The sequence below is a fragment of the Allosphingosinicella deserti genome (assembly GCF_003012735.1).
GTDB classification, from domain to species: Bacteria; Pseudomonadota; Alphaproteobacteria; order Sphingomonadales; family Sphingomonadaceae; genus Allosphingosinicella; species Allosphingosinicella deserti.
This window is the reverse complement of the sequence record NZ_PXYI01000008.1, coordinates 73,501-95,143: the sequence shown is the minus strand read 5'-3', so window position 1 is coordinate 95,143 and position 21,643 is coordinate 73,501. Positions and strand designations below refer to the sequence as shown.

The 21,643-nt window shown below is 66.3% G+C and carries 23 protein-coding genes; 11 read left to right on the top strand and 12 right to left on the bottom strand.

Annotated elements, in window-relative coordinates; translation table 11 throughout:
- The first annotated feature begins 11 nt into the window (after positions 1-11).
- Positions 12-458 (top strand): DUF1801 domain-containing protein, encoded by a 447-nt coding sequence (locus tag C7I55_RS21360; RefSeq protein WP_106515063.1) that lies wholly within the window; start codon positions 12-14, stop codon positions 456-458.
- A gap of 15 nt (positions 459-473) precedes the next feature.
- On the opposite strand, the gene C7I55_RS21355 is transcribed toward C7I55_RS21360, so the two are convergent.
- From C7I55_RS21355 to C7I55_RS21345, 3 genes are read right to left on the bottom strand one after another with little or no spacing between them, the layout of a single operon-like run.
- Positions 474-1,271 carry a hypothetical protein gene (locus C7I55_RS21355; protein WP_106515062.1) on the bottom strand — a complete coding sequence of 266 codons (798 nt, stop codon included), beginning with the start codon at positions 1,269-1,271 and terminating at the stop codon, positions 474-476.
- A 2-nt stretch (positions 1,272-1,273) separates the two neighbouring features.
- Positions 1,274-2,158 (bottom strand): LOG family protein, encoded by an 885-nt coding sequence (locus C7I55_RS21350; RefSeq protein ID WP_106515061.1) that lies wholly within the window; start codon positions 2,156-2,158, stop codon positions 1,274-1,276.
- A 10-nt stretch (positions 2,159-2,168) separates the two neighbouring features.
- Positions 2,169-2,810, bottom strand: a complete 642-nt coding sequence (locus C7I55_RS21345) for an extensin family protein (protein ID WP_106515060.1) — start codon at positions 2,808-2,810, stop codon at positions 2,169-2,171.
- Between the two features lie 179 nt (positions 2,811-2,989).
- Between C7I55_RS21345 and C7I55_RS21340 the strand changes: the two genes are divergently transcribed.
- Positions 2,990-3,673 carry a DUF2059 domain-containing protein gene (locus C7I55_RS21340; protein ID WP_106515059.1) on the top strand — a complete coding sequence of 228 codons (684 nt, stop codon included), beginning with the start codon at positions 2,990-2,992 and terminating at the stop codon, positions 3,671-3,673.
- Between the two features lie 56 nt (positions 3,674-3,729).
- Here C7I55_RS21340 and C7I55_RS21335 read toward each other — a convergent pair whose 3' ends face one another.
- Positions 3,730-4,743, bottom strand: a complete 1,014-nt coding sequence (locus C7I55_RS21335; protein ID WP_106515058.1) for a zinc-binding alcohol dehydrogenase family protein — start codon at positions 4,741-4,743, stop codon at positions 3,730-3,732.
- 142 nt (positions 4,744-4,885) lie between these two features.
- Between C7I55_RS21335 and C7I55_RS21330 the strand changes: the two genes are divergently transcribed.
- Positions 4,886-5,779, top strand: coding sequence for a LysR family transcriptional regulator (locus tag C7I55_RS21330; RefSeq protein ID WP_233222341.1), 894 nt, complete (start codon positions 4,886-4,888; stop codon positions 5,777-5,779).
- 17 nt (positions 5,780-5,796) lie between these two features.
- Here C7I55_RS21330 and C7I55_RS21325 read toward each other — a convergent pair whose 3' ends face one another.
- Positions 5,797-6,636: a hypothetical protein gene (locus C7I55_RS21325; protein WP_146151103.1), complete on the bottom strand. Its 840-nt coding sequence runs from the start codon at positions 6,634-6,636 to the stop codon at positions 5,797-5,799.
- A 186-nt stretch (positions 6,637-6,822) separates the two neighbouring features.
- On the opposite strand from C7I55_RS21325, the gene C7I55_RS21320 reads away from it, so the two are divergent.
- The 5 genes from C7I55_RS21320 (at position 6,823) to serA (ending at position 13,567) form a co-directional block, all read left to right on the top strand.
- Positions 6,823-7,596 carry an ATP-binding cassette domain-containing protein gene (locus tag C7I55_RS21320; protein WP_106515056.1) on the top strand — a complete coding sequence of 258 codons (774 nt, stop codon included), beginning with the start codon at positions 6,823-6,825 and terminating at the stop codon, positions 7,594-7,596.
- Positions 7,593-9,137, top strand: a complete 1,545-nt coding sequence (locus C7I55_RS21315) for an ABC transporter permease/substrate-binding protein (protein ID WP_106515055.1) — start codon at positions 7,593-7,595, stop codon at positions 9,135-9,137. The genes C7I55_RS21320 and C7I55_RS21315 overlap by 4 nt, the downstream gene beginning before the upstream one ends.
- Positions 9,138-9,208: 71 nt before the next feature.
- Positions 9,209-10,555: an MATE family efflux transporter gene (locus C7I55_RS21310; RefSeq protein ID WP_106515054.1), complete on the top strand. Its 1,347-nt coding sequence runs from the start codon at positions 9,209-9,211 to the stop codon at positions 10,553-10,555.
- Positions 10,556-10,687: 132 nt separating this feature from the next.
- The gene (locus tag C7I55_RS21305; RefSeq protein WP_106515053.1) at positions 10,688-11,842 is read left to right on the top strand and encodes a phosphoserine transaminase; all 1,155 of its coding nucleotides are present in this window, start codon (positions 10,688-10,690) and stop codon (positions 11,840-11,842) included.
- Positions 11,843-11,989: 147 nt separating this feature from the next.
- On the top strand, positions 11,990-13,567 hold the full coding sequence (gene serA, locus C7I55_RS21300; protein ID WP_106515052.1) for a phosphoglycerate dehydrogenase: 1,578 nt from the start codon (positions 11,990-11,992) through the stop codon (positions 13,565-13,567).
- 55 nt (positions 13,568-13,622) lie between these two features.
- Here the strand turns inward: serA and C7I55_RS21295 are convergent, their stop codons facing one another.
- A complete protein-coding gene (locus C7I55_RS21295) occupies positions 13,623-14,234 on the bottom strand; it encodes a PH domain-containing protein (protein WP_158266527.1) in 612 nt (203 codons plus the stop codon).
- Positions 14,235-14,389: 155 nt separating this feature from the next.
- Here C7I55_RS21295 and C7I55_RS21290 point away from each other — a divergent pair, with 155 nt between their 5' ends.
- The 3 genes from C7I55_RS21290 to C7I55_RS21280 all read left to right on the top strand — a co-directional run bounded on the left by C7I55_RS21290 (position 14,390) and on the right by C7I55_RS21280 (position 16,924).
- Complete coding sequence (locus C7I55_RS21290) at positions 14,390-14,710, top strand: OmpA family protein (protein WP_158266526.1); 321 nt, start codon at positions 14,390-14,392, stop codon at positions 14,708-14,710.
- A 161-nt stretch (positions 14,711-14,871) separates the two neighbouring features.
- Positions 14,872-16,161 (top strand): adenylosuccinate synthase, encoded by a 1,290-nt coding sequence (locus C7I55_RS21285; RefSeq protein WP_106515049.1) that lies wholly within the window; start codon positions 14,872-14,874, stop codon positions 16,159-16,161.
- 13 nt (positions 16,162-16,174) lie between these two features.
- Complete coding sequence (locus tag C7I55_RS21280; protein ID WP_106515048.1) at positions 16,175-16,924, top strand: class I SAM-dependent methyltransferase; 750 nt, start codon at positions 16,175-16,177, stop codon at positions 16,922-16,924.
- A 39-nt stretch (positions 16,925-16,963) separates the two neighbouring features.
- Here C7I55_RS21280 and C7I55_RS21275 read toward each other — a convergent pair whose 3' ends face one another.
- From C7I55_RS21275 to C7I55_RS21250, 6 genes are all read right to left on the bottom strand, one after another.
- A complete protein-coding gene (locus tag C7I55_RS21275; protein ID WP_199192986.1) occupies positions 16,964-17,242 on the bottom strand; it encodes an acylphosphatase in 279 nt (92 codons plus the stop codon).
- On the bottom strand, positions 17,239-18,309 hold the full coding sequence (aroC, locus tag C7I55_RS21270; RefSeq protein ID WP_106515046.1) for a chorismate synthase: 1,071 nt from the start codon (positions 18,307-18,309) through the stop codon (positions 17,239-17,241). Before aroC ends, C7I55_RS21275 begins: the two co-directional genes overlap by 4 nt.
- A complete protein-coding gene (locus tag C7I55_RS21265) occupies positions 18,306-18,857 on the bottom strand; it encodes a GNAT family N-acetyltransferase (RefSeq protein ID WP_199192984.1) in 552 nt (183 codons plus the stop codon). The genes aroC and C7I55_RS21265 overlap by 4 nt, the downstream gene beginning before the upstream one ends.
- The gene (fabI, locus tag C7I55_RS21260) at positions 18,854-19,657 is read right to left on the bottom strand and encodes an enoyl-ACP reductase FabI (protein WP_106515045.1); all 804 of its coding nucleotides are present in this window, start codon (positions 19,655-19,657) and stop codon (positions 18,854-18,856) included. The genes C7I55_RS21265 and fabI overlap by 4 nt, the downstream gene beginning before the upstream one ends.
- Positions 19,654-20,535 (bottom strand): YihY/virulence factor BrkB family protein, encoded by an 882-nt coding sequence (locus C7I55_RS21255; RefSeq protein WP_106515187.1) that lies wholly within the window; start codon positions 20,533-20,535, stop codon positions 19,654-19,656. Before C7I55_RS21255 ends, fabI begins: the two co-directional genes overlap by 4 nt.
- Before the next feature lie 93 nt (positions 20,536-20,628).
- Complete coding sequence (locus tag C7I55_RS21250) at positions 20,629-21,582, bottom strand: DnaJ C-terminal domain-containing protein (RefSeq protein ID WP_106515044.1); 954 nt, start codon at positions 21,580-21,582, stop codon at positions 20,629-20,631.
- Positions 21,583-21,643: the final 61 nt, after the last annotated feature.

The window sequence follows — 21,643 nt, the reverse complement described above, 5'->3', positions numbered from 1 at the left end:
GAGCGGGGGTGATGGTCTCGAGCCAGGCCGCCACCCCCGAAGCCTATCTGGCGGAGCTCGAGCCGGAGCGCGCCGCGTTCGTCGCCCGCTTGCGCGACCTGATCAACGCGAACCTCCCGAGCGGTTACGAGGAGCGGATGAACTGGGGGATGATCTCCTGGGAAGTGCCGCTGTCGCGCTACCCGAACACGTACAACGGACAGCCGCTCGGTTACGCGGCGCTGGCGGCTCAGAAGAATTTCACCGCCCTCTACCTCACCTGCGTCTACGCCTCCGAAGAGCGGACCGAGCGCCTCAAGCGCGACTGGGCGAGCGCCGGCAAGCGGCTCGACATGGGCAAATCATGCCTGCGCCTGAAGGGCCCGCAGGATCTTGCCGAAGAGGTGCTGGCGGCGACGATCCGGGCCGTGCCGGTAGATGTGCTGATCGCCGAGCATGAGCGTGCGCGGGCCCGTTGATCGAAATCACATTCGTCAGCTGGCGCCGTATTGGGCAAGGTCGACCGCTCCGACCGCCGCCGGGATGTCGGGATGCAATCTCGCCAGTGCCTTCGTTGCCCGCCGCAGATCGCTTTCGAGATAGGTCTTGAGGAATGGCGCGGCCGTCAGCGGATCGCGACCATATAGCCGCTCCACGATGGCAAGGCCGGTGACGAGCGCCTGCTCGCTCAGATAGCCCTGCGTTCGCGACGACCAGCCCTGCAGCCCGTCCGACTGGAACTGCGCGAAATTGCGGGCGCTGTTGGCAAGGAAGATGCCGAATCCCATCCACGTGGCAGCAAGATCAGTGTGGAGCTCGTGCAGGTCCCATCCGCCCGGAGGATCGGTCGCGGCCGTGCTCATCAGATAATGGGCAAGCTCGTGCGCGAGGGTTGCTATCATCGCCGTAGTATCGTTCGCCAACTCCGGATTGTAGGTGATGACCACCTTTGGGATGCCGTCCTCGCCGGTGATCTGAAAGGTGCCGCATGGCGCCGGCGCGTCCTCATGGCGAAGAAGCAGCGCCGGCCCGATTTGGGCTGGACGGTCACGCCGGCCCGCTTGCAGCTCACACGGCCAGTCCTCCATGCCTGCGGCGGCGCGGACATGTTCGAAAAGATCCGCAATCCGTCCGTGACCCTGGCGTGAGGAGGCGGGAAAGAAGGCTGGGCTCGGGAGCACCAGGGGCCGAGCGGCGCTCCCGAATTCAAGCCGCAACCACTTGAACGTGGCGAATTGCCATTCGAGTTCGTCCCGATCGATCGAGAGGCGCGCCCCGAACAGCGAAAGCATGGCTATTTGCAGAGCTCCACCGGCAGATCACGCGCGTGGTAATATTCGCAGACGAACTGCCAGGCCTCGTCGGCGGTTTCGACGAAGTGGAACAGGTCGAGATCCTTGTGGGCGATCACGCCTTCCTCGGCGAGCGCCTCGAACCCGACCACACGCTCCCAGAATTCGCGGCCGAACAGCAGGATCGGCAGCGGCTTGACCTTACCGGTCTGGATGAGGGTGAGCAGCTCGAAGAATTCGTCGAACGTGCCGAAGCCGCCCGGGAACACCGCCACGGCGCGGGCCCGGAGCAGGAAGTGCATCTTTCGCAGCGCGAAATAATGGAACTGGAAGCTCAGCGACGGCGTGACATAGGGATTGGGCATCTGCTCGTGCGGGAGCACGATGTTGAGGCCGATCGATTCCGCCCCGACATCGCAGGCGCCGCGATTCGCAGCTTCCATGATCGACGGGCCGCCGCCGGAGCAGACGACGAAATGACGCTGCCCGTCCGGGCCCTTGTCGACCCGGCTGCACAGCCGCGCGAGCTTTCGCGCTTCGTCATAATATTTCGACTTGGCCTTGAGCCGCTCGGCGACCAGCCGCTGACTGTCGGTCGCCGCGGCCGCGAGCAGCGCATCGGCTTTCTCCGGCTCCGGAATGCGGGCGGATCCGTACATCACGAAGGTGGAGCCGATCCTGGCTTCGTCGAGCAGCAATTCGGGCTTGAGCAGCTCGAGCTGGAAGCGGACGGGGCGCAGATCCTCGCGGAGCAGGAAATCCATGTCCTGAAAGGCGAGGCGGTAGGCCGCATCGGCTGTCTGGGGCGCCGGGGTCGGCTGGTTGGCAACTTCGGCTTCTTCGCGGGCGCGCTGAAAGACGCGCGTGGGGGGAACGATTTCGGTCATGGCGCGGCCTTTAGCGGCAATACGGGCCGCGTCCCATGTCGAAATGCAGGTGATCGCGGTGGAAGGCGTTGGCATCGGGGCCGAGCACGATCCCGAAGCGGCGGCAGCCCGCCTGATGTACCGCGCGCAGGAATCGCCGGACATCCTCGTCTGGCCCGTTCCAACCGGCGAGCACGGTGATCCGTCGCCCATCCTCCAGCACGAATGCCGCGATGTCCACGGCGTTGGCGCGGCCGTGCTCGCTGAGCTTGTTGCCTTGCTGCCCGTTGACCGGCCGGCAGGCATAGGTGCCGAAACTTTCGATCTTGATCACCCGGCTGTTGAGCCAGACCCGCGCATTGGTCTGCAGCGCCTCGCGGGTCCAGCGGGCGAACTGGCGCGCCACCGGACAGGTCATCGATTTCAGGTTGGTGGTCGGTGTGCCGATGTCGAGCAATTGCACTGCGCCGATCGCCGAACAGCCATTCTCGAACACTCGGTCCGGCAGCGCCTTGAAGCGCACGCCTTCCCGGGTGAGATCGGCGAGGCATTGCCGGACGTCCTCGGGGGGACGCGAGGCGGGGGCTCGCGGCGGTCGCTCATCGCGCTTCTGCCCGCCCGGAATGCAGCTCGGCAGCAGAAGAAGGGAGAGAAGGACGAGTCCGCGCCGCATGCTTGGACGCTGAGGATTGAACGAACCCGGGTCAAGACGGCACGTCGATGCAGCCGCTTGCTCCAGCCCTTTCTTGCCGGTCTGCCGAGCTGGCAATCACCCGCCCCGCTCCGCTCTCGATTCCGGTCGACGGCCGTTCCTCACTTCCGGAGCAGGTGCGGACGTCCTAGAGAAGAGTGATGATGACGATCCTGATTGCCGCCGCCGCGCTTGCCGGCGCGTCCAGCACCGCGACCGGGCAGCAACAGCCGACGGTCGTCTCCCCGAACGTGACCGAGATCGAAGCGGGGCAGCTGGAACTCGCCCGAAAGACCGCCGCGGCGTTGCTGCCCCCTGGCAGCTACGAGAAAATGATGCGAAGCTCGATGGAACAGATGGTCGGCACGATCACCAGCCAGATGTACAATTCGCGCATGGCAGACATCCTGCCCGAAGGCAGTGCTCCGGACCTGGAGATCGAGCGCGAAATCGGCGACAAGACGATCAAGGAGGTGCTCGGTGCCGGCGACCCGCACTTCGAGGAGCGGATGAGGATCACCAACCGGGTGCTGTTCCAGGAAATGGCGCCGATCATGGGCCGGATCGAGCCGGACGTCCGGGAAGGCCTCGCCCGTGCCTATGCCAGGAAATTCAGCGCCGCGCAGCTCCAGGACATCAACCGCTTCTTAGAGACCGGCTCCGGACGATTGTTCGCAGCGGAATCGATGATGACATGGGTCGATCCTGAAATCATGTCGCTGATGGCGAAGCTCACGCCAGAGCTGATGAAGGAGATGCCGGCCATCATGGAGAAGACCAAGGCCGCAACCGCGCACCTGCCCCCTCCCCCGGCCCCGTCCAAGAGCGAGGATGAGGAAGGCTGAGCCCGACGACGGAGGCGGACGGGCGCCTGTTCGGCGCCCGTCCGCCTCCGATCGCGTCAGAAGCCGGCGAGCACGGTCTTGCCGATTGCACCGCCGCTTTCGACCAGAGCGTGCGCCGTCTTGAGATTGGCGGCATCGATCGGAGAGAGCGTCCGGGTAAGAGTCGTCCTGAGCAGACCGGAATCGACGAGCTGGGCGACCTCCTCGAGTAGATGATGCTGCTCGATCATGTCGTTCGTCCCGAACATCGGACGGGTGAACATCAACTCCCAGGAGACGGTGATCGACTTGCGCTTCAATGGCGCGATGTCGAACGTCTCGGGATCGTCGATCAGGGCAATATGGCCCTGCGGCGCGACGATCGTCGGAAAAATGGGCAGTTGCTTTTCCGTGGCGGTGAGGCCGGCGACATAATCGACTTCACCGATGCCGATGCGAGCAAGCTCCGCGTCGAGCGGCTGGTGATGGTCGATGACGTGATGCGCGCCCATGTCGCGTACCCACGCCTGGGTTTCCGGACGAGACGCGGTGGCGATCACGGTCAGGCCGGTGAGGCGGCGCGCCAGCTGGATGAGAATGGAGCCGACGCCGCCGGCACCGTTGATCACCAGCAAGGCCCCTCCTCCTGACTTGCGGCCGTAGGGCACGCGCAGGCGGGCGAACAGCAGCTCCCAGGCGGTGATCGCCGTCAGCGGCAGCGCCGCCGCCTGCGCCCAGTCGAGCGACTTCGGCTTGTGGCCGACGATCCGCTCGTCGACCGCGTGCAACTCGGCATTGGTGCCGGGGCGGGTGATGTCGCCGGCATAGAAGACTTCGTCGCCGACCTCGAACAGCGAGACGTCGGAGCCGACCGCCTCGACGACGCCGGACGCATCCCAGCCCAAGACCTTGGGCGTGCCCTCGACGGGCAGTGCGCCGCCGCGAACCTTGACGTCGACCGGGTTGACCGAGACAGCGCGGACCCGAACGATCAGGTCGCGCGGTCCCGGGGTAGGTGCCGGAATATCGAGATCGAGCAGGGCGTCGTCCCGGTCTATGCTGCCGGACTCGTAATAGCCGATGGCCTTCATGATGATTGTTCCCAAAGCATGGCGCGGTTGCGCCGTCACTCGCCAGATCGCGGCCCCTGCGCAGCTTTTCCACCGCTAAGCGCGCAGGGTCGCCATTCATCCGTGAATGACAAGGTTTCGCAGCCCTGATAGGGAAACGCCTGTGCATGCCGACGAAGCAAGATTGCGGATCGATTGGGATGATTTGCGGCTGTTCCTCGAGATCGCGCGGGCTGGCACGCTTACCGCCGCCGCGTCTCGCCTGAGCCTCAGCCAGCCTACCGCCGGCCGCCGCCTGCGCGCGCTCGAAGCGGTGATCGGCGCCTCCCTGTTCCAGCGCACGCCCGCAGGTTTTCGGCTGACCGACGAAGGCGAAACCATGCTCGGCCATGTCGAGCAGATGGAAGAGGAGTCGATCGGGCTGGAGCGCAAGCTGCTCGGCGGTGCGCGCGGCCTCGAAGGCGTCCTGAGGCTGTCCTCTTCGGACTGGTTCGCCAATACGGTGCTCGCCGGCGCGCTCGCCGACTTCGGCATCGCCAATCCGCTGATCACGATCGAATTGCTCGCCGAGGCTCGTCTGGTCGATCTCGCCCGGCGCGAGGCCGACCTCGTCTTCCGATTCGTCCCGTTCAGCGGCGCGGACATCGTCCAGCGCCGCTTCGTCCACATCCGCTACGGCGCCTACGCGGCGGATTCCTATGTCGCGCGCTGCGGCGATCCGGAGACTAGCCCGGACGGTCGCGGTCATCATTTGATCACCCTCGATGCCGGGCTGGACCGCGCCGCCGACGTCGGCTGGCTCCGCAGCCGCTGGCCCGAGGCCCGGCTCTCGTTCAGGAGCAACAACCGCGACGCGCAGGGCGCAGCCTGCGCGCGCGGTGCCGGGATCGCGGTGCTGCCTCGCATCCTCGGCGACGCACTGCCTCTACGCCTTCTGCGCGGCGATCCACCGCCCGCACGCGACGTCTGGATCGGCTATCATCAGGATCTGCGGCGGCTCCGGCGGCTGCGGACGCTGGTCGATCACCTGGTCTCCGTCACTCCCAGGGAGATCTGAGCCAGTGCGATCGGATGTCAGATCTGGTTGCGGGCGTAGCAGCGCACCTTGGCCGAAACTCCGCTGCCGCTCGCGTGCCGCGCCTGCAGCACCCAGCGATTGACGCCGTTGGCATCCGAGCCGGGCAATATGGTGACGCTTTCGCCGGCGCCGTTGAACGCGCCGCTGATCTCCGTGAAATAGCAGAAGGCATCGGTCAGCGGCGCCAGCATCACATTCTGATTGGGCAGTGAGACATATTCCCCGGCCTGCCCCGGCGTCCCGGTGCCGCCCGGACCGATGAAGCGCGCAATCCGGCCGCTCTGCGGCTTGCCGACGAAGAAGCTGTGCGCACCGACGCCGAGCTGTTTCTGGCAGCTGTGCAGAACCAGAGTCGAGGGACCGAAGGGATCGCCCGACTGGTTGATGGTGATGCGCTCGCCACTGCCCCGCAAGGCACCGGTGACCAGCGTCATCACCGTCGCGCCGTCGCCCCACCACGCAAGGCGCGGATTGGTGTCGACGCAGCCGCTGCCGGGATTGTCGGCCGTCGCGCTGAATTCCTCGCTGCTCCAGCGCTCGGCGCCGGCCGGTGCCTTGATCTCGCTCCGGGCGAAGCAGCGGGCCCAGGCCGCGACGCCTTGCTGCTGCGACTGGCCTTCCAATTGCCAGAAGCCGTTGACGACCCGGATGCGAACGCTTTCGCCATAGCCCATGAACTTGCCGCTGACACGGGTAAGATAACAATAGTTATCGGCTGCGCCGAGCATCTTCTGCGCACCATTGCCCTGACCCCACTGGAAGAAGGAGTCGGCATGTGCAGGTGATGCTAGTGAAACAGAGCACAATGTGACCATGATCAGGCCGATTTTTCGCATGTGCGACTCCCCCCGATGTTTAGATGATTAAGGACTTGGGGCCGGTAAGAGTCAATATCATGCCTGCCAACAGGCACGACTTGCGGAAGATCGTAGATCTCCGTCTGCCGAGCCATGGCGGGTGAATGTTGCGGCCCTGGCACGAAGTGGGTCGAACCCCGGGGCACGCCGGGCTACAGATCGATCATGGCGAACGACCCGTTTCTGGAGCTGCACCACGTCGCCAAGGATCTTGGCGCTCGGCCGATCTTGCACGCCGTCTCGCTGGCGATCCCGGCCGGAAGCTTCGTTGCCCTCGTCGGGCCGAGCGGATCGGGCAAGACGACCCTGCTCAAGACGATCAATCGCCTGATCGAGCCGGATTCGGGGTCCGTGCGGCTCGACGGCACCGACATCAACGTCGGTCCGAAACACAGGTTGCGGCGGCGGATCGGCTATGCGTTTCAGGGTATCGGGCTGTTCCCGCACATGAATGTGGCCGAGAATATCGGCGTGGTCCCCCGGCTGCTAGGCTGGACCGAGGCCGCGCGCGCCGCGCGCGTTGCAGAGTTGCTCGATCTGGTCGCGCTTCCGGCGGACTTCGCCGCGCGGCGGCCGAATACCCTGTCCGGCGGCCAGACGCAGCGGGTCGGCATCGCCCGGGCGCTGGCGGCGCGCCCCTCGCTGATGCTGATGGACGAGCCGTTCGGTACGCTCGACCCAGTCACGCGCGACGAGCTCGGGCGGGCCTATCGCGCGCTTCATGACAGGCTGGACCTGACCACGATCATGGTGACGCACGATATTACCGAGGCCTTGCTGCTCGCCGACCGGATCGTCGTGCTGATCGAGGGCACCATCCGCGCCGATGCCGCGCCTGCCGAGCTTCTGGCCTATCGCGGCGATCCCGCTGTGGAGGCGATGATCGCGCTTCCGCAGGCACAGGCTAGACGTCTGGCGGCTCTGGTGGACGCGCGATGAGCCCCAGTCTCACCGAAGCGCTGACCGATCTCCCGACCTTGCTGCGCGCCCATGCCCTCCTCAGCGGGACCGCAGTCCTGCTCGCAATCCTCATCGGACTTCCGCTGGCCTTGCGGGCGGCGAGATCGAGGACGTTCCGGATTCCCCTGCTCGGCGCCGCCGGGCTGATCCAGACGGTGCCGACTCTGGCCCTGCTCGCCCTGTTCTACCCGGCGCTGCTGCTGCTCGGACGCGCGACCAGTCTCCCGGTCCCTGCGCTCGGCTTCCTGCCGGCCCTGCTCGCGCTCACCCTCTACGCTTTGCTTCCGATCCTGCGGAACGGGGTTGCCGGCCTCCACGGGCTCGACCCTGCGATCCTGGAGGCCGCGGACGCGGCCGGCATGACCGGCCGCCAGCGTCTGCTCCAGGTCGAGCTGCCGCTGAGCGCGCCGGTGCTGCTCGCCGGTATCCGCACCGCCGCGATCTGGACGATCGGCGCTGCGACGCTGGCGACCACCGTCGGGCAACCGAGCCTGGGTAATCTGATCTTTTCGGGGCTGCAGACCGAGAATTGGGTGCGCGTGCTGGTCGGCTGCGCAGCCTCGGCGGGGCTCGCAATCGCCGCCGATCTCCTGCTCGGCCTCGTCGAAGCGGGCGTCGCCCGCCGCTCGCCCCTCCGGATCTGGGCCGCGATGGGTATGTTCGGGATAGGCGTGCTGCTGGCCCTCATTTCAATTGGCGGCAGTGGATCGGAGCGCCGTACGATCGCCGTCGGAGCCAAAAACTTCTCGGAGCAATATATCCTGGCGTCGGCCATCGGACAGCGGCTTGGCGCCGCCGGCTTTCCGGTCGTGCAGCGTGACGATCTCGGCTCCGCCGTCGCCTATCGCGCGGTCGCGGCCGGCGATGTCGACGTCTATGTCGATTATACCGGCACCTTGTGGACCAACGTTCTGGGCCGCACCGACACGCCGCGCGCGGACGTGATGCGGGCCGAGCTCACCCGCCGCCTCGAGGCCCGCGATGGCGTCGTCCTGCTCGGACCGCTCGGCTTCGAGAATGCCTATGTGCTGGCGATGCGCCGGAGCCGCGCCGAGGCGCTGGGCGTGCGCACGATCGACGATCTCGCCAGGGTCGCGCCGCGGCTTCGGCTCGCCAGCGACATCGAATTCCTCACCCGCCCGGAATGGCGCGCGCTCCGCAAGGCCTACGACCTGCGCTTCGGCGACGCACGGGCATACAGCCCGACCTTCATGTACCGGGCGATCGCCGACGGCGGGGCGGACGTGATCTCCGCTTTCTCGTCCGATGGCCGGATCGCGGCGCTGGACCTCGTCACGATCGCCGATCCGCGTGGGGCGCTGCCCAATTACGATGCCGTGCTGCTGCTCTCGGCGCGCGCCGCCAAGGACAAGGCCTTGATCGCCGCATTACGCCCACTGCTCGGGGCGATCGACGTCGGTGCCATGCGGGCGGCGAACCTCAAGGTCGATCGCGCCGAGGGCAAGAAGACACCGGCCGAGGCAGCGACCCAGCTGCTGCGGACGCTGGAGAAACGATGATTATGATCCGGGTAATATTTGACTAGGCCCAGACGAGCGTGTAGACGAGCACGCGGCGGCAAGGGACGGGCATGAAGGATCTGACCAGGGGATCGATCCCGCGGCACCTGATCGGGATGGCCGCTTTCATCGGCTTCGGCCTCGCAGTACAGACGCTCTATGTCCTGATCGATCTCTATTTCGTGGCTCAACTCGGCGAGCATGCGGTCGCCGGCGTGACCGCGGCGGCGAGCACCATGTTTGCAGTGCTTGCCGCGAGCCAGCTCGTCTCCGTCGGCACGTTGTCGCTGATCGCTCAGGCGATCGGCCGAAAGGATCGCGAAGACGCCCAGGAGATCTTCGACCAAGCGCTGTCCATGGGTCTATTCGCCGCCCTGGCGACGCTGGCGCTCGGCTATGCGTTCGGTGGCCCGGCGGTCGTGGCACTCGCTGCCGATGCCGAAACGGCCGCGCTCGCCCGAACCTATCTGTTCGCCTTTCTGCCCTCGCTGGCGATCATGTTCCCGGGTGCGGCGCTCGGCTCCGCGCTGCGCGCATCCGGCGTGGTCGCCGGTCCGATGATCGTCCAGTGCCTCAGCGTGGCGACCAATGCATTGCTTGCGCCGGTGCTGATCGCCGGCTGGGGCACCGGCGCTCCGCTCGGCGTCGCCGGCGCAGGCCTTGCCAGCTCGATCGCGAGCATCGCCGGCACCATCGTCCTCGTCCTGATGTTCAACCGGTTGCAGACCTATTTGCGGTTGCACGGCCCAAGTCTTGCGCCAAAGCTTCGAGCATGGCGACGGATCGCCTGGATCGGCTTGCCGGCCTCGGGTGAGTTCCTTCTCATCTTCGTCGTCTCGGCGGTGATCTATTGGTCGATCCGCGGCTTCGGGGCGGACGCGCAGGCGGGTTTCGGCATCGGATCGCGGGTGATGCAATCGATCTTCCTCCCGGCGATGGCGATCGCCTTTGCCGCCTCACCGATCGCAGGGCAGAACTTCGGCGCGGGCGAAACCAACCGAGTGCGCGCCACCTTTCGCCACGCCGCGCTGATCGGCAGCGTGGTGATGGTGACGCTCACCTTGCTGTGCCAGATCCGCCCCGACCTGCTCGTCCACCCGTTCACCGACCAGCCGGCGGTGCAAATCGTCGCGTCCGACTATCTGCGAATCATCTCGTGGAATTTCGTCGCGGTCGGGCTGGTCTTCGCCTGTTCCGGCATGTTCCAGGCGCTCGGCAACACAATTCCGTCGCTGCTGAGCAGCGCCAGCCGGTTGATGACGTTCGTGTTTCCCGCACTTTGGCTGTCGGCACGCCCCAGCACCGAACTCCACGATTTCTGGTATGTTTCCGTGGCTTCGGTGACCATCCAGGCGGTGCTCAGCGTCATTCTGCTGCGCTGGGAAATGCGCCGCAAGCTCGGCGCCGCCGCGATCTGAGTCGCGTCCGGCACCGCCGCCTCCGCACCATCTTTCGGACGAGTTCGATTGACACGCCCGGCCACGCCGTTAAGGGCGTCGGCGGGCCACGCCGTCCCAACGCGGCGCGCGCTCTCTGCGAGGAGAGAATATATGGTTGTTGTGAAGCCGGACGTGCGGCCTGCGCGTCCTCATTTTTCTTCCGGTCCCTGCGCCAAGCCGCCGGGATGGGGTCCCGAACATCTTGCCCTTGGATCGCTCGGTCGTTCACATCGGTCGAAGCTCGGCAAGGCGCGTCTCAATCACGCGATCGAACTGACCCGCAAGGTCCTGCGCGTCCCCGCCACCCACCGCATCGGCATCGTTCCCGCCTCCGACACCGGGGCGGTCGAAATGGCCCTATGGTCATTGCTCGGCGTACGCCCGGTGACCCTGCTCGCCTGGGAAAGCTTCGGTGAAGGTTGGGTCACCGACGTCGTCAAGCAGCTGAAGCTGGACGCCAACGTCGTTAAGGCGCCCTATGGCGCGCTTCCGGATCTCGCCGCTGTCGATCCGTCGCATGACGTCGTCTTTACCTGGAACGGCACCACCTCCGGCGTGCGCGTTCCCAATGGCGAGTGGATCGCCAGGGACCGCGAAGGTCTGACCATCGCCGACGCCACCTCGGCGGCGTTCGCGCAGGATATCGACTGGGACAAGGTCGATGTCGGCACGTTCAGCTGGCAGAAGGCGCTCGGCGGCGAAGGCGGTCACGGCGTCCTCATCCTCGGCCCGCGCGCCGTCGATCGGCTGGAAAGCTACGTACCGGCCTGGCCGCTGCCCAAGATCTTCCGCATGACCAAGGGCGGCAAGCTGATCGAAGGCATCTTCAAGGGCGAGACGATCAACACGCCGTCGATGCTCGCGGTCGAGGATTATATCTTCGCGCTCGAATGGGCGCAGTCGCTCGGCGGCCTCTCTGCCCTCATCGCCCGCGCCGACGCCAATGCCGCCGCAGTCGATTCCTGGGTGCAGCAGACGCCGTGGATCGAGCATCTCGCCGCAGACCCGGCGACCCGCTCCAACACCAGCGTCTGCCTGAAATTCGCCGAAGCGGCGGTGCCCGGCCTCGATGCCGAGGCGCAGAATGCGCTGGTCAAGAAGATCGCGTCTTTGCTCGAAGGCGAAGGCGCGGCGTTCGACATCGCCGGCTATCGCGATGCCCCGCCGGGCATCCGCATCTGGTGTGGCGCCACCGTCGAGACCGACGATCTCGAAGCACTGTTCCCGTGGCTCGACTGGGCCTTCCAGGAAGTGCGCACCGCGTAACCGCACGCGCGACGATGCTAAAGGGGAGCCGGCGCGGTCGGCTCCCCCACCATTCTTCCCGTGTCCCTACCCTCCCCCCGCAGGGTACCCACCAAAGTATCGCTTTGATGGGAGGCTATGCAGGGCAGAGGAAAGAAAGGTAATACCATGCCCAAGGTTCTTATTTCGGATCAGATGGATCCCAAGGCCGCCGAAGTGTTCCGCGCTGCGGGCGTCGAGGTCGACGAGATTACCGGCCTCAGCAAGGACGAATTGAAGGCGATCATCGGCCAATATGACGGGCTTGCCATCCGCTCGGCGACCAAGGTCACCGCGGACGTGCTCGAGGCCGCGACCAATCTGAAGGTCGTCGGGCGGGCCGGCATCGGCGTCGACAATGTCGACATTCCTGCTGCCTCGGCACGCGGCGTCGTCGTCATGAACACGCCGTTCGGCAATTCGATCACCACCGCCGAGCACGCCATCGCGCTGATGTTCGCGCTCGCCCGCGAGCTTCCTGCCGCCGACGCTTCGACCCAGGCCGGCAAGTGGGAGAAGAACCGCTTCATGGGCGTCGAGCTCACCGGCAAGACACTCGGGCTGATTGGCGCCGGCAATATCGGCTCGATCGTCGCCGACCGCGCGCTCGGGCTCAAGATGAAGGTGATTGCCTACGATCCGTTCCTCACTGCGGAGCGCGCGGTTGCGCTCGGCATCGAGAAGGTCGAACTGGACGAACTGCTCGCCCGCGCCGACTTCATTACGCTGCACACCCCGCTGACCGATCAGACTCGCAACATCCTCAGCCGCGACAATCTCGCCAAGACCAAGGCCGGCGTGCGGATCATCAACTGCGCCCGCGGCGGCCTGATCGACGAGGCGGCGCTCAAGGAACAGCTCGAGAGCGGCCATGTCGGCGGCGCCGCACTCGACGTGTTCGTCGAGGAGCCAGCCAAGCAGAATCCGCTGTTCGGCACTCCGAACCTGGTGGCGACCCCCCATCTCGGCGCCTCGACGACCGAGGCACAGGTCAACGTCGCAATCCAGGTCGCCGAGCAGATGTCGGAATTCCTGACTCGTGGCGGGGTGACCAACGCGCTCAACATGCCGTCGCTCTCGGCCGAGGAGGCACCGAAGCTGAAGCCCTATATGGCGCTTGCCGAGAAGCTCGGCGCCATCGTCAGCCAGCTCGAAGGAGAGAAGGCGTCGGCGATCGCGATCGAGGTCGAAGGCGCTGCAGCGCAATTGAACCAGAAGCCGATCACCGGTGCGGTGCTGGCCGGGTTCATGGGCGTCTATTCGCAGAGCGTGAACATGGTCAACGCGCCCTTTCTTGCGAAGGAACGCGGCCTCGACGTGCGCGAGGTGCGTCATGACCGCGAGGGCGATTACCACACCCTCGTCCGGGTCACGATCACCACGCCCGAGGGGCAGAAATCGGTCGCCGGCACCCTGTTCGCCAATGCCGCACCGCGGCTCGTCGAGATTTTCGGGATCCGCGTCGAGGCCGAGCTCGACGGCGACATGATCTACATCGTCAACGAGGACGCGCCCGGCTTCATCGGCCGGCTCGGCACCCTGCTCGGCGAATCCGGAATCAACATCGCCACCTTCAATCTCGGCCGCCGGACCGCCGGCGGCGAAGCGGTGGCGCTGATCTCGGTCGACAGCGCGGTCGGCCAGGACGCCGCCGGCCGGATCAAGGCGATCGCCGGAGTCCGCACGGCAACCCCGCTGCGCTTCTGAGACCGCATTCCCTCCCGGCTGCGCCGGGAGGGAAAAGCCGTGTGGAATCGATCGTTCAGCCGAGCCCGCGTCGGCCGAAGCCCCCCGGACGAGCAGAGGCAGGAGTCGCATGGGTCCGATCGGGAGCCCGCGCCTGACGAGGCTGAAGTGCGGCGCGCCATTCCGCCAGAGCAAACCCGATCCAGTCGTGCGCGCCCGCGAGATCGAGGCCGACGAGATCGATCGGGGTACCGTTGCCGAGCTCTGCCACGAGATGATGGATCAGCCCGACTCCCGAAGGCCGCTCCCGGCAATCGACCTTGATGTAATAATGCTCGCCACGCCGGTAGCGAAGCGTGTTCATGCGGATGCCGGCCACCTGGGGCCACGGGATCAGGCGTGACGAGAAGAAGCCGTTGACCAGGATACCATCATCCCGCACCGCCAGAGCGGTCCGATCGCCGAAGAGCCGCTGCAAGGTCACACCGGACCAAAGTGCACAAACCAGGGTCAATCCGCCCATCACCCACGCGCCCAGCTCGGGGCCGAAGATGCGAATGAACCCATAGACTCGGCCGGTATGCACCGCCTTCAACGTCAGGGCACCCATCAGAAAGGCGCCTAGCGCCGTCACCACGAACAGCCCGGCCAAACGCCCGGTCGTAAAGATCAGCCGTTTCGGTCTCACGTGCGGCCCTCCGGTGCACGTCATGACCCGGCGTCCGTTAAGGACTGGTTCCCTGCCACCGCTCACTGTAGTTTGGAGTCATGCTTACGCCATTGCTGATAGCTGCCGCCCTCGCCGTGCCTCCCCCGCCCCCTCCTCGTTTGTGTGATCCGTTCATGGTGTTCTTCGATACGGAGAGCGCCGCCCTCACCACGCCCACGCTTGCGCTCCTCGAGAATGTCAGGAACGCAGCTGCGATGTCGGGCGCCGTGCCCCTGAAGATCGTCGGTCATGCCGACCGCGCCGGATCCGACGCTTACAACAGGCAGCTTTCGGCGCGCCGGGCGGGAGCGGTGAAAGCCTGGTTGCTGGCACGCGGTGTCCCTGGGAGCAGAATAGGCGCCGACGCTGTCGGCGAGGACCGGCCGATCGTCCAGACCGAAGATGGTGTGGCGCAGGCTCAGAACCGCTTCGTGTCGATCAGCCTGGGATGTTAGCCCGCTGATGCGCTCGCACCGGGCGCTCCCGCCGGCACTTCCTCCGAACGAGGGCTCCAGCGTCTGTCGAGCCCCACCTCCGGAACGGAATTGCAAAGCGCTTCCACCTCGAGGGATCAGGCTCTAGAGGCAGCGCATCCGATTTTCTCAAAGGTAGATACGTGGCCAATGTGACCGTGATCGGCGCCCAGTGGGGCGACGAGGGCAAGGGCAAGATCGTCGACTGGCTGTCGAGCCGGGCCGATGTCGTGGTTCGCTTTCAGGGTGGGCACAATGCGGGGCACACGCTCGTCGTCGGCGAGCAGGTCTACAAATTGTCGCTGCTCCCCTCGGGCATCGTCCGCGGCACCCTGTCGGTCATCGGCAACGGCGTGGTACTCGATCCTTGGGCGCTCAAGGCCGAGGTCGAGAAGCTGACCGCCCAGGGCGTCGCGATTTCGCCCGAGATCCTGCAGATCGCCGACACCTGCCCTTTGATCCTGCCGTTCCACCGCGATCTCGACGCGCTGCGCGAGGATGCGTCGGGCCAGGGCAAGATCGGCACCACCCGCCGCGGCATCGGCCCGGCCTACGAAGACAAGGTCGGCCGCCGCGCGATCCGGGTGTGCGATCTCGCCCATCTCGGCCAATTGGGGCCGCAGCTCGATCGCCTATGCGCGCATCACGACGCGCTCCGTGCCGGGTTCGGAGAGCCGCCGATCGACCGCGCGCGGCTCGAGGCCGAGCTCGCCGAGATCGCCGACTTCGTGCTGCAATTCGCCGGGCCGGTATGGCTGCGCCTCAACGCCGCCAAGGCCAAGGGCGAGAAGATGCTGTTCGAGGGTGCGCAGGGCGTGCTGCTCGACGTCGATCACGGCACCTACCCATTCGTCACGTCGTCCAACACCATCGCCGGCACTGCGGCGGGTGGTACCGGCCTCGGCCCGTCGGCCGCCGGCTTCGTGCTCGGCATCGTCAAGGCCTACACCACCCGCGTCGGCGCGGGGCCGTTCCCGACCGAGCTCGAGGATGAGATCGGCCAGCGGCTCGGCGAGCGCGGCCACGAATTCGGCACGGTCACCGGCCGCAAGCGCCGCTGCGGCTGGTTCGACGCGGTGCTGGTCCGCCAGTCCTGCGCGGTCTCGGGCGTCACCGGCATTGCGCTGACCAAGCTCGACGTGCTCGACGGCCTGGACGAGATCCGCATCTGCATTGGCTATCGGCTTCGCGGCGAAGAGTACAATCACCTCCCCGCCCATGCCGCGGATCAGGCCGCAGTGGAGCCGATCTACGAGACGATCGAGGGCTGGTCGCAATCGACAGCAGGCGCCCGCAGCTGGGCCGCGCTGCCGGCGCAGGCGATCAAGTACATCCGGCGGATCGAGGAACTGATCCAGTGCCCCGTCGCTTTGGTGTCGACCAGCCCCGAGCGCGAGGATACGATCCTCGTCAGGGATCCCTTCGCCAACTGACGGAGCCGGCCGGATGACCACCCGTGAAGCGACGAAGCTCCTGCCGCGGATCGGGGAAACACCCGTCATCGGCTCCGGCGACCGGTCGGTCGGCGACTGGGCTGCCCTCCTCGCCTTCGGCGCGGTCACCTGGCCATGGCTGCTCAAGGGCCTGAACGGCGGGTCGGAGGAAGCCCGCACGGCGCTGCTGGAGCGCCTTGCACTGCCTCCCGATGCGCTGCCGAACCTCGGCTCGTGGAAAGCGGACGCCGGCCTGTTGAGCCTCGTCGTCGACCATATCTTCGAGGCGCGTCCGAAGCTGGTGGTCGAGTTCGGCACCGGCGCCTCGACCCTGGTCATCGCCAAGGCACTGCAGCTCGCCGGCGGCGGCGAATTGATCAGCTTCGAGCAACATGCCGATTTTGTCGATTCGACCCGCCGCTGGCTGGCCGAACATGGCCTCGAAGCGGATCTGCGTGCGGTGCCGCTGCGCCCGTCGCCGGAGGGGTGGCCGGGCCTGTGGTACGCCCATGGGCCGCTTCCCGACGCCATCGACATGATGCTGATCGACGGGCCGCCCTGGACTATCCACCCGCTCACCCGCGGCGCGGCATCCTCGCTGTTCGACCATATCGCGCCCGGCGGAACGGTCTTCCTCGACGATGCGGCACGGCCGGGCGAGCGGCTGGTGGCGCGGCGTTGGCGCAAGGCCCGGCCGGACTTCGCGTTCCGGATGTGGAATGGCGGGACCAAGGGCACGCTAATCGGCACGCGAAGGTCATAGCCCCCACTCTGCCGGCCCTCCGCAGAGGTACGCCAGCCGTCAGACAGTCGGTTCCCGGGTGAAGTCTGGCGGCGCTTCGCCCTCTGCCGCTTCCACCTGGACCCGCTCCACCTGCGCCGCAGCCGGGCCGCGGTGACACCGACCAACCAACTCTCGCAGAGCCGCCTCTTCGCCGAAGCCGAGGATCTCGACGCTGCCGTCGCGCCGGTTGCGCACCCAGCCGCTTATGCCGAGCGCTTCCGCCGCATCGACCGTCCAATCCCTGAAGAAGACGCCCTGCACCCGTCCCGTGACGCGGATCCGGGCGCCCATGCTCATCCCCGCTGCGCCCGCTGCAGCATCTTCTGATCCGCCAGCACCAGCGCCATCATCGCCTCGACCACCGGCGCGCCGCGGATGCCGACGCAGGGATCGTGACGGCCCCTGGTGACCGCGTCCGCCGCTTCGCCGGCAGGCGTGATCGACGGGACCGGGGTGAGGATGGAGGAAGTCGGTTTGAACGCGACGCGCACCACCACCGGCTGGCCGGTGGAGATGCCGCCGGCGATGCCACCGGCATGATTGGCGAGGAAGTCCGGGCGTCCGTCCGTCCCCGGCCGCATCGGATCGGCATTGTCCTCGCCGCGCAGGCGGGCGGCGTCGAAGCCGTCGCCGATCTCGACGCCCTTGACGGCGTTGATCGACATCATCGCCGCGGCGAGTTCGCTGTCGAGCTTGGCGTAGATAGGGGCGCCCCAGCCGGCAGGGACGCCGGTGGCGACGCACTCGATCACCGCGCCGAGCGAGGAACCGTCCTTTCGGGCCGCGTCGATCAAGCTCTCCCATCGTGCCGCGGCGGCACGGTCCGGACAGAAAAAGGGATTGTCGTCGATCGCCGCATCGTCGAACGCGGCCGGATCGATGCGGTCGCCGCCGATTTCGACGACATAGGCGCGGATCGACACTTCGGGGACGACCAGCCGGGCGACGGCACCGGCAGCGACCCGCGCCGCGGTCTCGCGCGCCGAGCTGCGCCCTCCGCCGCGCCAGTCGCGAATGCCGTATTTGGCATCATAGGCGTAGTCGGCATGACCGGGACGGTAAGGCGGCGCGCTCTCGCCATAATCCTTCGATCGCTGATCGACATTCTCGATCATCAGGCTGATCGGCGTTCCGGTAGTGTTGCCTTCGAACACGCCAGACAGGATCCGCACCTGATCGGGCTCGCGGCGCTGGGTGGTGAAGCGGCTGGTGCCGGGACGGCGCTTGTCGAGCCAAGGCTGGATGTCGGCCTCCGAAAGCGCCAACAACGGCGGGCAGCCGTCGACCACCGCGCCGAGCGCCGGCCCGTGGCTCTCGCCCCAGGTGGTGAATCGGAAGGCGCGTCCAAACGTGTTGAAGCTCATGCGGTGATCCCAAGCGCGGTGAAGGCGGGCGCGTAATCGGCCTTGCCGCGCGCGGGACGCGGCGCATCGCCGAAAGCCAGGGCCATCAGATAGGGCCCGGCATAAGGCGAGGCGAACGGCGATGCCGTTTCGGCCGAAAAGCCGAAGCGTCCGTAATATTCGGGTTCGCCGAGCACGAAGACGAGCTCTTCCCGGGTCGCCTCTGCGATGGCGAGCGCACCCCGGATCAGGTTCGATCCGAGGCCGCTGCGCTGCAGGGGCGGCAGCACGCCGATCGGGCCGAGACCGGCCGCGCGATGGGTCCTGCCGTCGCCCTCCACCCGCATCCGGCTGAGCAGCAGATGGGCGATCACCTCGCCTTCCTGATCGGCGACGAGCGAGACGGTCGCGTCGCCGTCGCGCTCGAGGCGATCGACGAGCGCGGCCTCGGCAGGGGTCGGGAAGGCGAGCAGGTGGACGGCGCGGATCGCGGCGGCGTCGCGCGGCTCCGCCGGCCGGATGCTGCGGCTGCCGCCCTCGCCGAACCCGCTCTCGCGGAAGCCGCTCACGTGGTCGCGATGTCCGGCGCGTCCTCCGCCTTCATGCCGACGACATTGTAGCCGGCATCGACATGGTGGATCTCGCCGGTCACCCCCGAGGCGAGATCGGACAGAAGATACAGGCCGGCGCCGCCGACATCGTCGATGGTGACGTTGCGGCGGAGCGGGCTGTTATATTCGTTCCACTTGAGGATGTAGCGGAAGTCGCCGATCCCGCTCGCCGCCAAGGTCTTGATCGGACCGGCGGAGATGGCGTTGACCCGGATATTCTCCGGCCCCAGATCCATGGCGAGATATTTGACGCTGGTCTCCAGCGCCGATTTGGCGAGACCCATGACGTTGTAATGGGGGATCACCTTCTCGGCGCCGTAATAGGACAAGGTGAGCAGACTGCCGCCGTTCGGCATCATCGCGCGGGCACGATTGGCGATCGCGGTGAAGCTGTACGCAGAGACGTTCATCGTCAGCAGGAAATTCTCGAGGCTGGTCTCGACATATTTGCCGCGCAGCTCGTTCTTGTCCGAAAAGCCGATCGCGTGGACGACAAAATCGATCGTGTCCCAGCGCTGCTTCAGCGCTTCGAACGTAGCGTCGATGCCGGCCGGATCGGAGACGTCGCATTCCAGTAGGAAATCGGATCCGAGCTGTTGCGCCAGCGGTGCGACACGCTTTTGCAGCGCCTCGCCCTGATAGGAGAAAGCGAGCTCTGCGCCCTGCTCTCCAAGCTTCTTGGCAATTCCCCAGGCGAGCGATTTGTCGTTCGCGAGGCCCATGATCAGCCCGCGTTTGCCCGCCATCAACCCCGTCATTCCGCTTCCCCTACCGCCTTCGTCGCTTCGTGCTGCTCCTCTACGCTTGGTTCCGGCGGTTCCGCCAGTGCCGCGTTGAGCTGTGCGCCGATAACCACACCGAGGCCGATCACGAAGAAGAAAAACAGCGCGATGATCACCCCGGCGAGGCTGCCATAGGTGAGATCGTAGCCGCCGAGGCTCGACAGCGCCACTGGCAGCAAAGCCGTCGTCGCCAGCCACCATAGGGTGACGAACAGGGCGCCAGGCCATTTCTTGCACTTCATCTTGCGGTAGCGGCGGGGAGTCAGCGAGACGAAGATGAGGTAGATCGACCCGAACAGGATCAGCCCGGGCACGATCCGGAACAGGGTCAGCAAGCCGATCACATCCTCCGCACGCGGGATCACGCGGGAGATGAACTGGGTGATGCTCGACAGCAGGATCGAGGCGCTGAACGAGATCAGCATCATCAGCACCGATGCGACGATCAGCCCGACCGAGCCGAGCCGATATTCCCAGAAAGGCGCGCCGCCGGTGACGCCGTAGGCACGGCGCAGGATATCGCGGATCGTCTCGATGAAGCTGCCCGTGGTCCACAGGCCGACGAGCGCGCCGAGCCACAGCAAGTTGCCGGAGCGGGCGGCGAGCACGTCGCTGATCGGCTTGCGCAGGACATCCGCCACGTCGGGCGGCATCGTCTGCAGCAACGCCTGTACCGCCTGCAGCCCGCCCTCCGTCTGGCCGAACAGGCGCGCGGCCGCCGCGGCGACGATGACGAACGGGAACACCGTCATCAGCGAAAGGTAAGCGAGGTTGCCGGCGTGGATGAAGCCATCCGTATAGACTCCGAGGCCGACCCGCTTCATCACCTCGAACGGATATTGGCCCGGCCGCATCCGATTCCGGATTTGGCCGAAGCGCTGGCGTGTCTTGGCGAGGCGCTTGCGCCGGGCTTCCGGAGATTCGGGCGATATGGTCTGCACGAGTGGCTAGACGCCCAGCCCTGCCCTTGGGTTTCCTTTGCCCTTTCGGCTCCAGCTTTGAATGAAGCCGGCAAGCTCAGGATCGTCGGCCGGGATCTCGATCATCAGCGTGACCAGTTGATCGCCGCGGACGCCGCTCTTGCCGGTGAAACCCTTGCCTTTCAGGCGCAGTGTCTTGCCTGAAGACGAGCCCGCAGGAATCGAAACCATGACGGGGCCATCGACGGTGGGGACCTTGACCTTGCCGCCGAGCACGGCTTCGTCGAGGCTGATCGGCAGATCCAGGCGAATGTTGTCGCCCTCCCGAGTGTAGAAACGGTGGGGGGTGATGGCGATCGTAACGATCGCATCGCCATTACCGGCACCGCCCTGCTGACCCTGGCCGGCGAGGCGGATCTTGGCGCCTTCCTCGACACCTTTGGGCAGCTTGATCGACACCGTCTTGCCGCCTTGGAGAGTAACCCGCTGCTCCTTCAGCGTCGCTGCGTCCTCGAAAGGAACCGCAAGCCGATAGACCGTATCGGCGCCTTTCTGCGGCGGCGGCGCGCGGCGGCCGCCGAAACCCCCAAAGCCGCCAAAGCCGCCGCGGCGCTGCGCTCCGCCGCCGAACAAGCCCTCGAACACCTCCGAAAGATCCACTTCCTCGCCGCCGAACCCACCTTGCGGCCCACGCCCATACCCGCCCGGGCCGCCGGCCCCTGCGCCGCCGGCTCCACCGCCGAAGTTGAAGCCCTTTGGATTGCCGTCCTCGTCGATCTCGCCCCGATCGTAGCGGGCGCGCTTGTCCTTGTCGGTGAGGATGTCATAGGCCTGCGTGACCTTGGCGAATTTCTCGGATGCGGCCGGATTGTCGCGGTTGCGGTCCGGATGCAGTTCCTTGGCGAGCTTGCGATACGCCTTCTTGATCGCCGCTTCATCGGAATCGCGCTTCACGCCGAGTGTTGAATAGAGATCAGCCATGCGCGCTTCGTTCTCCACCATCGCTCAAAAGTCCATTGTTGCAAATGAGCAACAGCGTCGA